General features: G+C 42.1%; 4 protein-coding genes. 1 reads left to right on the forward strand and 3 read right to left on the reverse strand.

Features of this window, described 5'->3' with window-relative positions:
* Positions 1–121 precede the first annotated feature (121 nt).
* A complete protein-coding gene (gene speE / locus RCP16_RS18350) occupies positions 122–952 on the reverse strand; it encodes a polyamine aminopropyltransferase (protein ID WP_069328582.1) in 831 nt (276 codons plus the stop codon).
* A gap of 171 nt (positions 953–1123) precedes the next feature.
* Between speE and RCP16_RS18355 the strand changes: the two genes are divergently transcribed.
* Positions 1124–1765, forward strand: coding sequence for a DNA-3-methyladenine glycosylase (locus RCP16_RS18355; protein WP_069328581.1), 642 nt, complete (start codon positions 1124–1126; stop codon positions 1763–1765).
* 32 nt (positions 1766–1797) lie between these two features.
* On the opposite strand, the gene RCP16_RS18360 is transcribed toward RCP16_RS18355, so the two are convergent.
* Together RCP16_RS18360 and RCP16_RS18365 are read right to left on the reverse strand one after the other, a co-directional pair.
* Positions 1798–3822, reverse strand: coding sequence for a putative bifunctional diguanylate cyclase/phosphodiesterase (locus tag RCP16_RS18360; protein ID WP_083243570.1), 2025 nt, complete (start codon positions 3820–3822; stop codon positions 1798–1800).
* A 162-nt stretch (positions 3823–3984) separates the two neighbouring features.
* Positions 3985–14523 carry an S-layer homology domain-containing protein gene (locus RCP16_RS18365; RefSeq protein WP_308641004.1) on the reverse strand — a complete coding sequence of 3513 codons (10539 nt, stop codon included), beginning with the start codon at positions 14521–14523 and terminating at the stop codon, positions 3985–3987.
* Between the last annotated feature and the right edge of the window lie 71 nt (positions 14524–14594).

Below are 14594 nucleotides of genomic sequence, written 5' to 3' on the forward strand. Positions count from 1 at the left end.
CGTCTATGTACTATATAATATTACCCTTATTCATACAAAAAGAAGACCTGTCTTCTTCTATATTATATAAAAGAGGATACAGATCTTCTCAATTCACTCATTTATTTCTAAAATAAATCTCTTATTTGCACAGATCTTCTACAAATTTAGGCAAAACAAATGCCGCTTTGTGTAGACGTGGTGTATAATATTTGTTGCTTTCCATTTCAGGAATAGACGCTTCGTCAACTTGAAGTGGATCATGTACTTTGCTACCCATTGTAAATGTCCATAGACCACTAGGATATGTCGGAATATTAGCACCGTATACATGTACGATTGGGAAAATTTCTTTTACATCTTTATTAACTTGTTGAATCAGATCAGCTTTGAACCAAGGATTATCGGTTTGCGCTACAAAGATTCCGTCTTCTTTCAGTGCTTCATAGATTCCTTGATAGAATCCACGTTCAAATAGTGGAGCAGCAGGTCCTACAGGCTCTGTAGAATCAACCATAATGACATCATATTTATTTTTGTTTTCAATAATGTGCATATAACCGTCGTTAACCAATACTTCAACACGCGGGTTGTCGAGTTCGCCAGCAATTTCAGGTAAGTATTTTTTGGAATATTCGATCACTTTACCATCGATTTCAACCAATACTGCTTTTTCTACTTCTGGATGCTTCAATACTTCACGAATAACGCCACCATCGCCGCCGCCAACAACTAATACATGCTTAGGGTTAGGGTGCGTATTCAATGCAGGATGAGCAACCATTTCATGATAAACGAATTCATCTTTAACGGTAGTCATAACCATGCCATCTAGTACGAGCATGCGTCCGAATTCTTCTGTATCGATCATCGCTAAGTCTTGAAATTCTGTTTTTTCAGTGACAAGTGTCTCACGAATTTTTGCTGTAATGCCGAATACCGGCGTTTGTTTTTCGGTATACCATAATTCCATATTTATTACCTTCTTTCGCATATATTTATCGGAATCGAAAAGGTCGATGTTACCACATTCATTTCGCATTATACGCGATATAAGACTAGACTGCAAAAGGAACTTTAAAGCCATTCGTATAGAATCCTACGATACAAAAAGATCATACATTTTAAAAAAGGAGTCGAATCCATGAACATCTCAGATATTGTCCAAATGAAGGCACTTGATGCGGCTCCACGTCTACTGGGTCAAATTATTAGCCGAATAACTCCAGCGGGTGAAATACGCTGTCGCATCGTTGAGACAGAGAGCTATGGTGGTGCTGAAGATAAAGGAAGTCATGCTTATGGCAATCGTCGAACAGCTCGTACTGAGATGATGTTTAGACAAGGTGGAACTTCTTACGTCTATCTGATCTATGGTATGTATCATTGTGTAAATGTAGTCACTGGCGATGTTGATGATCCACAAGCTGTACTTATTCGTGCCGTAGAACCTTTAACGAAGCGAGACGAGCAATTAATGACTACTTTAAGACCCACCGATTCACGCCGTATGCGCAATCTATCCAATGGCCCCGGTAAGCTCTGTCAGGCATTAGCGATTGATAAGTCTTTAAATGGTATAAATTTGCTCGCTAGTGGGGGCTTACTTCGCCTAGAACAATCGCCTGATCTGGAAAACGAGTCATTTGAAATTGAATGTGGACCTCGAATCAATATTGATTATGCTGAAGAATACGCAAGTAAACCTTGGCGCTTTTATATCAAAAATCATCTTTATGTTTCTGCCAAAAATGCGATGCCTACTACACTACTATTGGATTCTTAATCTAAAAAAAGATGTCGCTATAGGCAGAAGATTTACTCTGCTAGCGACATCTTTTGATTAGAAGCTTGTATCCATTGATCCATTTGCGAAATAGTCATCGGCCGACCATAATAGTAACCTTGCATCACATAACAGCCTTTAGATTGCAAAAATTCGACTTGTTCTTGCGTCTCTACACCTTCTGCCACTAAATCTAAATTTAGATTATCAGCAATAGCGACAATCGTGCTAATAATGGCTTGCTTGGAAGGAATATCGCTTTTTCGAATAAAGATCTGATCGATCTTCAGAATATCAATCGGAATTTCATCCAAAATGCCTAATGATGAATAACCGGTGCCAAAATCATCTAGTGAAATCTTGACTCCCAATTGCTGTATATATTGCAACTGTTCTACAGTGCCTTCGATACCGTTCATCGCAATGGATTCAGTAATCTCTAGCTCTACATAACGAGCTTCAATGCCTGTGTCTTGGATCACCTTTTCTACATTGCTTGCAAATTTGGGACATTCAAACATCCGCGCTGACATATTCACTGAAATAGGGACATAGATATGATGTTGCGTTTGCCAGGTCAAATTCTGCTGACACGTTTCTTCTAGCATCCAATGAGTAATCAACATGATCAACCCTGTTTCTTCTGCAACAGGAATAAACTCTGCTGGAGATACCATACCCAATTCTGGATGGTTCCAGCGTAATAAAGCTTCCATTCCTGTCAAACGATCATGCAATGAATCCCATTTCGGCTGATACACAATAAAGAGTTGTTTACTTTCAAACGCTCGCCGTAGATCATTTTCTAACTCCATTCTTCGAATCTGACGACGATTCATATCTTCACTAAATATACTGTATTTGTTTTTTCCTGAACTTTTGGATACATACATAGCTGTATCTGCTGCACGCATCAGAAAAGAACGTTCATACCCGTGTTGAGGCACTAGAGCAATACCTATACTGCCAGTGACAAATAACTCAATGCCTCCTAATTGATAGGGCTTCTTAATCACCTCTAAAATTTGTTCTGCAAGCTGTTCAATCTCTTCGGTCATCCCTTTATTTGTTGCAATCAAAAACTCATCCCCACCTAAGCGGAAAACAACGCCCTGATCCATCATATACAGTTTAAGTCTGCGTGCTACTTCGACCAGTAATTCATCACCGATATCATGTCCAAGCGTATCATTGATTGACTTGAACCGATCTAAGTCTAGAAAAAGAACAGCACCTGCTTTTTGCGACTTAAATTCTTTTTCAAAATAACGGTGTAATCCATGTCGATTCGGTAAACCTGTTAATGGATCACTATAGGCCATACGTTCCAGAATATGACGTTCTACAAAAATCGCAGCCCATGAAACAGCCAAAATCAAAAACGTCACAACAGCAACCCCTGTAATCAAAAACAGTTGTCCTTTCATCGACTCATCTGCTGAATCGGTATGTGTATAGTGAAATTGAGCTGCCGCCATCCCTGTATAATGCATACCAGATATTGCAAACCCCATCACAATCGAACTATACAATTTCCAGAGACTGAAGTTCGGTCGATTCCGAAAACGACGGAATAAAAATAAAGCAGCATACGACGCCCCCAAAGCCACAAGAACAGATAACATTAAATAAAAAGGATTGTACGTAATTTCAGCATCCATCTCCATGGCGGCCATTCCGGTATAATGCATCGTTACAATCCCTATACCCATCGCTGCTCCACCTACGGCTATTTTCCACAAGCGCATCACAGAATCTAACGTGACATAAAAGGCTATGAAAGACGCACTTATGCTGGCAAAAGCAGATAAAAAGGTAGTCCCTACATCATAACGAATATTGACACCTGTATGAAAAGCCAACATCCCTACAAAATGCATCGCCCAGATCCCGCCACCCATTACAAAAGAACCTGAACCTAACCATATGATTTTATGTGTACCTCTCGATTGAGAGACTTTATTTGCCAGATTCAATGCGATATAAGACGCCAATATCGAAATGACTAAAGATAATGCGACAATCGTAAAATTGTAATGAATATACATGTGTTCCATACTCAACCTCCTTGTACACAGCTCTATACTTAATAGAACGGTTACTTCACTTATTTTCGTTATAGCAAATTATCCCAATTTTTGATTTTAAAAAAATAGATGGTAGATTCTTTTACGAATCGTACCATCTATTTTTAATAAAAAGATATCATGTGACTTTGCTTATTCTGTGATGTTAAATTTTTCTGCCATTTTTTGCATTAAGCGTGAGATCGTCATTGCTGCTTCTGCACGTGTTGTATTGTCTTTTGGTGAGATTAATCCATTAGGTCTACCTTGCATAATACCTTCGTTTACTGTTGTTGCAAGGCTTTCTTTTGCCCAATCGGATGTGTTGTTACTATCTCTAAATGGTGTAAGCGTCTGATTAGCATCTGCGTCAAACGATGTCGATGGCTCTAAATAGCTTAATGTGTTAGTAAGGATATTCGACATTTCTTCACGTGTAATCTGTTGATCTGGTTGGTAAGAATCGTCTGTATATCCTTTCGTGATGCCTGTAGCAGATACTGCATTGATAGCATTGTAGTACCATTTGTCTGTTGTAACGTCTGAATATGCTTTACTGGATGTGTTTGGTGATAGCTTCAATAAGTTATTGATCATTTGTGTGAACTGCGCACGTGTAATCAATGCATTTGGATCATAATTATTATCGCCGACACCATTCAAAATAGACAAATCTTGTAGTCGGTTAATCTCTGCTTCTGCCCAATGTCCACTCACATCGCTGAAGTTCTGTTTATCTGTCGTCACTAGAGTAATCTTGTCAGCATTATCTAGTTCTACATCTGTCGCCTCTCCACTAGCTGCTTCAACAGCATTATCTGTTGGAGGGGTTACTGGCTCTTCTACAGCGGGTACTGGTGTATCTACAGTTGCTGCTGTGACAGGTGCCGGTATTCCTAGAACTCCTGGTGTACGATTAGATCCTACATTGTCGTCATCATCCGATGTTCCTGGGTTCGTTGGTGGATTGGTTGGCGGCGGTGTTTCTCCTTCACGATAATTAATCGTCTGAAGAACACTTGTATTGCCGTTACGATTCAGTGTAATTACCAATTGTCCTTCAGAAGCTGGAAGTTGGATATTAACATTTCCATTTCCGTCTGCTCCAATCGTAATAGTTCCTAACTGAACTGTACCTTGTCCATAGACATCACTTTGTACGGTGACTACATCTCCTGCTTGTAATCCACTTAACTCAATCGTTCCTTGTGTCCCTTGAACATCAACTAGATTTACAACTGGTGTTGCAGGTGTAGTAGGGTCTGTTGGAACTTCAACTCCACTATATGGCAGTGTACCAATCTCTGTTTCGGTTCCATTAGCTGTTACACGTACCGACAACTCACCTTGTGCATTCGGGAAGGTAAATGTTAATACTGCTTCTCCATTGGCATTAGCTGTTCCCGTTGCTAATACTTCATTAGCTTCGCTATAGATCGAAACTGTATTTCCAACAGCTACTCCACTTACGGTTACTGTTCCTTGATCTCCCGTAATGGTTGTAATGTCAGCGGCTGGTGCTGGGGTCGTTGGAATGTCGATCCCACTGTACGGTAATGTTGTGATTTCAGTCTCGGTTCCATTAATCGTTATACGTACAGATAACTCACCTTGTGCATTCGGGAAAGTAAATGTTAATACTGCTTCTCCATTAGCATTAGCTGTTCCCGTTGCTAATACGTTATTGGCTTCACTATAGATTGAAATTGTATTTCCAACAGCTACTCCACTTACAGTCACTGTTCCTTGATCTCCCGTAATATTAGTAAGATCAGCGGCTGGTGTTGGTGTTGTTGGAATATCAATTCCGCTGTATGGCAAGGTTGCAATTTCGGTCTCGGTTCCATTGATGTTCACTCGTACTGACAATTCTCCTTGAGCATCTGGGAATGTAAATACGATTTGCGCTGTTCCATTACTTCCCGTTACGGCTGTTCCTAGAGCGTTGTCGTCTGCGTCATACACTGTTACTGTTTCGCCGATTGCTACTCCTGTGATACTGACGGTTCCTTGATCACCTGTAATATCTGATAATGTTGCGCTTGGTGTTGGTGTCGTTGGAATGACAACTCCACTGTATGGTAATGTTGCAATTTCGGTCTCCGTTCCATTCAGTGTTACTCGTACTGACAATTCCCCTTGAGCATTCGGGAATGTGAATACGATCTGTGCTGTTCCATTGCTTCCCGTTACGGCTGTTCCTAGAGCGTTGTCGTCTGCGTCATACACTGTTACTGTTTCGCCGATCGCTACTCCTGTGATACTGACGGTTCCTTGATCACCTGTAATGTCTGATAATGTTGCGCTTGGTGTTGGTGTCGTTGGAATGTCAATGCCGCTGTATGGCAAGGTTGTAATTTCAGTTTCGGTTCCATTGATGTTCACTCGTACTGACAATTCTCCTTGTGCATTCGGGAATGTAAATACGATTTGCGCTGTTCCATTACTTCCAGTTACGGCTGTGCCTAGAGCGTTGTCGTCTGCGTCATATACTGTTACCGTTTCGCCGACTGCCACTCCTGTAATATTGACCGTTCCTTGATCACCTGTAATATCTGTCAATGCTGCGCTTGGTGTTGGTGTCGTTGGAATGTCAATGCCGCTGTATGGCAATGTTGTAATTTCAGTTTCGGTTCCATTAATAACTACTCGTACTGACAATTCTCCTTGAGCATTCGGGAATGTAAATACGATTTGTGCTGTGCCATTATTTCCAGCTACTGCTGTGCCTAATACGTTGTCGTCTGCGTCGTATACTTTCACGACTTCACCAACAGCTACTCCTGTGATATTGACGGTTCCTTGATCACCTGTGATGTCTGTCAATGCTGCGCTTGGTGTTGGTGTCGTTGGAATGTCAATGCCGCTGTATGGCAAGGTTGCAATTTCAGTTTCAGTTCCATTGATGTTCACTCGTACTGACAATTCTCCTTGTGCGTTCGGGAATGTAAATACGATTTGCGCTGTTCCATTACTTCCGGCTACTGCTGTTCCTAATACGTTGTTGTCTGCGTCGTATACTTTCACCACTTCGCCGACTGCTATTCCAGTGATGTTCACTGTTCCTTGGTCACCTACGATGTCTGATAATACTGCATCAGGCGTTGGAGTCGTTGGAATGACAACTCCACTGTATGGTAATGTTGCGATTTCCGTTTCCGTTCCATTCAGTGTTACTCGTACTGACAATTCCCCTTGTGCGTTCGGGAATGTGAATACGATCTGTGCTGTTCCATTGCTTCCAGCTACGGCTGTGCCTAAAACGTTATCGTCTGCGTCGTATACTTTCACCACTTCGCCGACTGCTATTCCAGTGATGTTCACTGTTCCTTGGTCACCTACGATGTCTGATAATACTGCATCAGGCGTTGGAGTCGTTGGAATGACAACTCCACTGTATGGTAATGTTGCGATTTCCGTTTCCGTTCCATTCAGTGTTACTCGTACTGACAATTCCCCTTGTGCGTTCGGGAATGTGAATACGATCTGTGCTGTTCCATTGCTTCCAGCTACGGCTGTGCCTAAAACGTTATCGTCTGCGTCGTATACTTTTACGACTTCGCCGACTGCCACTCCTGTGATATTGACGGTTCCTTGATCACCTGTGATGTCTGTCAATGCTGCGCTTGGTGTTGGTGTCGTTGGAATGTCGATTCCACTGTATGGTAACGTTGCGATCTCAGTCTCGGTTCCATTGATGGTTACTCGTACTGACAATTCTCCTTGAGCATCTGGGAATGTAAATACGATCTGTGCTGTTCCATTGCTTCCAGCTACGGCTGTGCCTAAAACGTTATCGTCTGCGTCGTATACTTTTACGACTTCTCCGACTGCCACTCCTGTGATATTGACGGTTCCTTGATCACCTGTGATGTCTGTCAATGCTGCGCTTGGTGTTGGTGTCGTTGGAATGTCGATTCCACTGTATGGTAACGTTGCGATCTCAGTCTCGGTTCCATTGATGGTTACTCGTACTGACAATTCTCCTTGAGCATCTGGGAATGTAAATACGATTTGTGCTGTTCCGTTACTTCCAGCTACGGCTGTGCCTAGAACGTTGTCGTCTGCGTCGTATACTTTCACCACTTCGCCAACTGCCACTCCTGTGATATTGACGGTTCCTTGATCACCTGTGATGTCTGTCAATGCTGCGCTTGGTGTTGGTGTCGTTGGAATATCAATACCGCTGTATGGTAAGGACGCAACTTCAGTTTCCAATCCATTTGTTGTTACTCGCACTGACAATTCTCCTTGAGCATCTGGGAATACAAATGTCAATGTTACTTGTCCGCTTCCATCCGCTGTTCCTGTAGCAAGCAATTCATTATTAGCACTATACATATTAACTGGAGCTGCTGCTGTAACACCAGTAATTCTTACTGTTCCTCGATCACCGATGATATCTGTAATTACAGCATCAGGGGTTGGTGTTGTTGGAATATCAATGCCACTGTATGGCAAGGTTGTAATCTCAGTTTCGGTTCCATTAATAACTACTCGTACTGACAATTCTCCTTGTGCGTTCGGGAATGTAAATACGATTTGTGCTGTTCCATTATTTCCAGCTACTGCTGTTCCTAATATGTTGTCGTCTGTGTCGTATACTTTCACGACTTCACCAACAGCTACTCCTGTGATATTGACGGTTCCTTGATCACCTGTGATGTCTGTCAATGCTGCGCTTGGTGTTGGTGTCGTTGGAATATCAATGCCGCTGTATGGCAATGTTGTAATTTCAGTTTCCGTTCCATTAATGTTCACTCGTACTGACAATTCCCCTTGTGCATTCGGGAATGTAAATACGATTTGTGCTGTTCCATTGCTTCCGGCTACGGCTGTTCCTAGAACGTTGTCGTCTGCATCGTATACTTTTACGACTTCGCCGACTGCCACTCCTGTGATACTGACTGTTCCTTGGTCACCTGCGATGTCTGTCAATACAGCATCAGGCGTTGGTGTCGTTGGAATGTCGATTCCACTGTATGGTAATGTTGTAATTTCAGTTTCAGTTCCATTGATGTTCACTCGTACTGACAATTCCCCTTGTGCATTCGGGAAAGTAAATACGATTTGTGCTGTTCCATTACTTCCGGCTACTGCTGTTCCTAATACGTTGTCGTCTGCGTCGTATACTTTCACCACTTCGCCGACTGCTATTCCAGTGATGTTCACTGTTCCTTGGTCACCTGCGATGTCTGACAATACAGCATCAGGCGTTGGTGTCGTTGGAATGACAACTCCACTGTATGGTAATATTGCGATTTCCGTTTCCGTTCCATTAATGTTCACTCGTACTGACAATTCCCCTTGTGCGTTCGGGAATGTAAATACGATTTGTGCTGTTCCATTACTTCCAGCTACGGCTGTGCCTAAAACGTTATCGTCTGCGTCGTATACTTTTACGACTTCTCCGACTGCCACTCCTGTGATATTGACGGTTCCTTGATCACCTGTGATGTCTGTCAATGCTGCGCTTGGTGTTGGTGTCGTTGGAATGTCGATTCCACTGTATGGTAACGTTGCGATCTCAGTCTCGGTTCCATTGATGGTTACTCGTACTGACAATTCTCCTTGAGCATCTGGGAATGTAAATACGATTTGTGCTGTTCCGTTACTTCCAGCTACGGCTGTGCCTAGAACGTTGTCGTCTGCGTCGTATACTTTCACCACTTCGCCAACTGCCACTCCTGTGATATTGACGGTTCCTTGATCACCTGTGATGTCTGTCAATACAGCATTTGGTGTTGGTGTCGTTGGAATCACAACTCCGCTGTATGGCAATGTTGCGATCTCAGTCTCTGTTCCATTAATAACTACTCGTACTGACAATTCTCCTTGTGCGTTCGGGAATGTGAATACGATTTGTGCTGTTCCATTATTTCCAGCTACTGCTGTTCCTAGAACATTGTCGTCTGCGTCATATACTTTCACCACTTCGCCGACTGCTACTCCAGTGATGTTCACTGTTCCTTGATCACCTGCGATGTCTGACAATACAGCATCAGGCGTTGGCGTTGTTGGAATATCAATGCCGCTGTATGGCAAGGTTGTAATTTCAGTTTCGGTTCCATTAATAACTACTCGTACTGACAATTCTCCTTGAGCATTCGGGAATGTAAATACGATTTGTGCTGTTCCATTATTTCCAGCTACTGCTGTGCCTAATACGTTGTCGTCTGCGTCGTATACTTTCACGACTTCACCAACAGCTACTCCTGTGATATTGACGGTTCCTTGATCACCTGTGATGTCTGTCAATGCTGCGCTTGGTGTTGGTGTCGTTGGAATGTCGATTCCACTGTATGGCAATGTTGCAATTTCGGTCTCGGTTCCATTGATGTTCACTCGTACTGACAATTCCCCTTGTGCATCTGGGAATGTGAATACGATCTGTGCTGTTCCATTACTTCCGGCTACGGCTGTGCCTAGTACATTGTCGTCTTCATCGTATACTTTCACCACTTCGCCGACTGCCACGCCAGTGATGTTCACTGTTCCTTGATCACCTGTAATATCTGTCAATGCTGCGCTTGGTGTTGGTGTCGTTGGAATATCAATTCCACTGTATGGCAAGGTTGCAATTTCCGTTTCTGTTCCATTCAGTGTTACTCGTACTGACAATTCCCCTTGTGCGTTCGGGAATGTAAATACGATTTGTGCTGTTCCATTACTTCCGGCTACGGCTGTGCCTAGTACATTGTCGTCTGCATCGTATACTTTCACCACTTCGCCGACTGCCACTCCAGTGATGTTCACTGTTCCTTGATCACCTGTGATATCTGACAATACAGCATCAGGTGTTGGTGTCGTTGGAATATCAATGCCACTGTATGGTAACGTTGCAATTTCCGTTTCTGTTCCATTCACTGTCACTCGTACTGACAATTCGCCTTGAGTATTTGGAAAAGTAAAGTTCAAGATAATAGTACCATCCGTACCCACTATCGCTGTACCTAATACCTGCTCATCTTCACTGTATACTTTCACTGTAGAGCCGTTTGTAGCATTAGCTACACTAACTGTTCCTTGATCTCCAACAATATCAGATAACACTGCTGTTGGTGTCGCTGGATCAACTGGCACTTGAATACCTTGATAATCAAATGTATTCACTGTCGTTTCTACACCATTAATTATTACACGAGCAAACAATCTACCTTGAGCTTTCAAGAATTTAAAATTAACAATTGCTTGTCCATCCAAGTTAGCTACACCTGTACCTAAAATCTGATCGTCGTCGTCGTATACTTTGGCTATTTCTCCTTCGACCATACCTATCACCGTAACAACTCCATCAACACCTAGTACTTGTGTGAACTCGGCTGTCGGTGTATCTGCTGGTGGAGCAACTGCTTCTGCTGCATACGTAACATTTACAATATTACTGTTTACTTGGTTACGAGATAAAATGACAGATACTTGTCCGCCTGCTGGTAATAATTCAAGTTGAATAGTTACTAGACCACTACCATCTGCAATTCCTGTTCCCAAAACAGTATTATTTGAATCCAATATCCAAATCATATCGCCTGATTGAACATTACTTACTTTAATCGTATCGCTATTACCAACATTATTGAGCACTTGAATATCTGGTAGTGCCAAGACAGGAGTCGGTTCAGCCAGATACACAACAGGTGTTGGTACACTATCAATAGCACTGTGTGTATTTGTAGCTGAGATCGTACCGCCTGTTGAATTCAAAGTCACATTTAAAGTAACACTTCCGCTTGCAGCTACAGTTCCTGTACCTAAAATGGAACCCGCTTCTGCTATTGTAACTTTATTTCCTTCTGGTAAACCCGTAACTGTAACGGTATCTGAGTTACCTGTATTATTCACAACAGTAATCGAAGCTGCTGGAATAGGAGGTACGATTTCTGTCGGATAATTAACAGAAACCGGTTCACTTTCTAATCCCAAATATTCTACAGTAGCACTAATTGCACCACCTGTTGGGATTAAGATTACATCAATAACCGTTATACCATTAGCTAAAGCCGTTCCAGTACCGATTAAATCTGACCCTGAGTAAATATTTATTTTTTGACCTTCATCTAGATTTTCTATTGTGACTGTGTCGTTATCGCCATAATTATTGGCAGGTACAATATCTTGCGAAGGAATAGCTGGAATTAAGATAGAGCCATATCCAACCTGGATTGCTGCACTTTCTACTGTATTACGAACAAGACTTACACTGATCACGCCACCATTAGGTGCTAGATCGGTAGCTACTTTTGCTATGCCATTGCCATCTGCTGGCGCTGTTCCAATTAAAGAACCGTCAGCATAAACGTTGATGATATCTCCATTTTGTAATGCTTTTACAGTCACTGCTGAGTTGCCTGCAATATCATTAACAATAGAGACATTTGCTTGTAAAAGGGAAGCTACAACTTCAGTTGAATAATTGACCAGTGTTGCAGCACTTTCTACACCGTTGCGAACCAAAGTAACTCCAACCGTACCACCTATAGGTAGCAATGTTGTATTTAATGTTGCTTTTCCATCTGCTTGTACAGTTGCAGTTCCTAATAGGGAGCCTGCTCCGTATACTTCAATACTATCGCCTGTTGTTAATCCACTTACTTGGACAACATCGTTATTACCCGAGTTATTGGTAACCAAGATAGCATTAGCAGAAATAGCAGGTGTCACTTCTGCTCCATAAAGAACTGGTGTTGCAATACTTTCAACACCTTGATGGGTTATCGTTACACCAATAGCACCTCCAAGAGGAACTAAGGTGACATTGAGTAATGCAGTACCTTGAGCGTTCGCGATCTCTGTTCCAATCACTGATCCATTTCCATATACCGTTACAATGTCTCCAGGAGTCTGGCCTGTAATTCGAACCGTATCTGCATTACCTGAAAGATTGTTCACCGTAATATTAGCTACTGGAATAGCAGGAACAACAATCCCACCATACGTGATCGAAGTGGTTACACTATCAATTCCATTTCGTGTAATTCCTACTCCTAGACTTCCGCCCAAAGGATTCACAGCTACTGGAATATTAACAATACCTGTTGCTCCTGCAGTTGCTGTGCCTAAGACCGTACCATTTCCATAGACTTTCACAATATCTCCATTGGTCAGACCATTAATCGTTGCGGTTGCATTGCCTGCAACAATAGGAGAAAGCGAAATCTGATTACTAAGTAGTGGCGTAACGACTTCAGCCAGATAACCTATTGCTGTTGGAGAACTATCTACTCCATTATGATTCAAACTGATACTTACACTTCCACCAAGAGGAGTTAAAACGACAGGAATTGTGACTGTACCTTGAGCATTTACAGTTCCTGTGCCTAACAAACCGTCTGAATTATATACGTTCACGGTATCTCCAGCTAATTGACCTGTAACAACAACTGTATCTGAAGTATTACCTGAACGATTATTAACTTGAATATTAGCTGTTCCAATAAGCGGAACCGTAATTGAAGGATAGTTCACAGTCGTTGCTGCACTTTGTACTAATCCTTGCTTAATCGTTACACTTAAGCTACCACCTGTAGGTGTCAAAACAACAGGCAAACTCAAGCTACTTGTAAGTGCTGGCGCTGTCGCCAATACTGTGTTTCCAGATGATACTGTAACGATATCGCCTATAGTCAAACCATCTACTTTAACAATAGAAGCTCCACCATAAGAATTGGTTACTGTAATATTTCCAGAAACAATCGGAGGAATAACCTGTGCTCCATAACTAACTGTTGTTGGCGTACTTTCAATAGTATTACGCTTTAAAGTAACACCTACACTTCCACCTTCTGGTGCTAATGTAGTTGTAATAGTAGCAACACCGCTAGCATTAGCTGTAGCATTTCCGATAGCTGTTGCACCATTGTATACTGTTACGACATCTCCTGAGCTGACACCTGTAACCGTTACTGTATCTTGATCACCATATTTATTATCGACTGCGATATTGGCAGCTGGGATTGAATTTAAAACAGCACTGCCATACGTAAAAGAAGTTTTAGTACTCTCGGCAGTACCACGAACGGTACTCACATTGATTGTGCCGCCACTTGGAACCAATGTTGCTGTAATAGTAGCTGTTCCTTGCGCGTTGACTACACCCGAGCCGAGTAAAGTATTACTAGCATTATATACAGAGATTGTATCTCCTGAAGTCTGTCCGATAACTGTAACCGTGGAAGAGCCTACGACTACATTATTTACACTAATTTGAGCTGAAGAAGGGGCAGTTGGAGCAGCAAGTACGGTAAAGCTCCCCTGTTGTGTTGCACTACCGATAGAAACATTTAATGTATTTTTAGAGGTTCCGGTAAATTGATACGTACCAGCGGCTGGTAATGTTTTATTATTAAGAGTCAATGTTGTAGACGGTAATAAAAGCAAAGCGACTGTAGAAATTGTAACTGTCTGTCCATTATTGGTAATTTCACTAGCTACCAGATTTCTACCATTGATCTGGTCAGTCGTTGTGGCTTTAATCCCTGCGGGTAACGTATACGTAATACTCCCCAGAAGACTAAGAACCTCCCCTAAATTATAAGTGACAGACAAATTAGCTGATTGTCCAACAACTTGTACTCCATTTGCAGAAGTAACTGTCATTGAGCCAACAGCAGCATTCGCATATCGAGGTAGGCCTGTAAAAATTAAAGTTACAATTAAAAATACTACAAAGGCCGAATAGCTCTGCTTCTTCATATTTTTCTCCCCTTTTGTTTTAGTCAAATTACCTGTCCCAACAAATAACATACCCTGTTAAGCTTACAGAT

The sequence above is a fragment of the Paenibacillus nuruki genome (genome assembly GCF_963311185.1).
GTDB lineage: Bacteria > Bacillota > Bacilli > Paenibacillales > Paenibacillaceae > Saccharibacillus > Saccharibacillus nuruki.

Coding starts and splice junctions, on each gene's coding strand:
- speE (WP_069328582.1), bottom strand. CDS start 952: ATGGAATTATGGTATACCGAAAAACAAACGCCGGTATTCGGCATTACA.
- RCP16_RS18355 (WP_069328581.1), top strand. CDS start 1,124: ATGAACATCTCAGATATTGTCCAAATGAAGGCACTTGATGCGGCTCCA.
- RCP16_RS18360 (WP_083243570.1), bottom strand. CDS start 3,822: ATGGAACACATGTATATTCATTACAATTTTACGATTGTCGCATTATCT.
- RCP16_RS18365 (WP_308641004.1), bottom strand. CDS start 14,523: ATGAAGAAGCAGAGCTATTCGGCCTTTGTAGTATTTTTAATTGTAACT.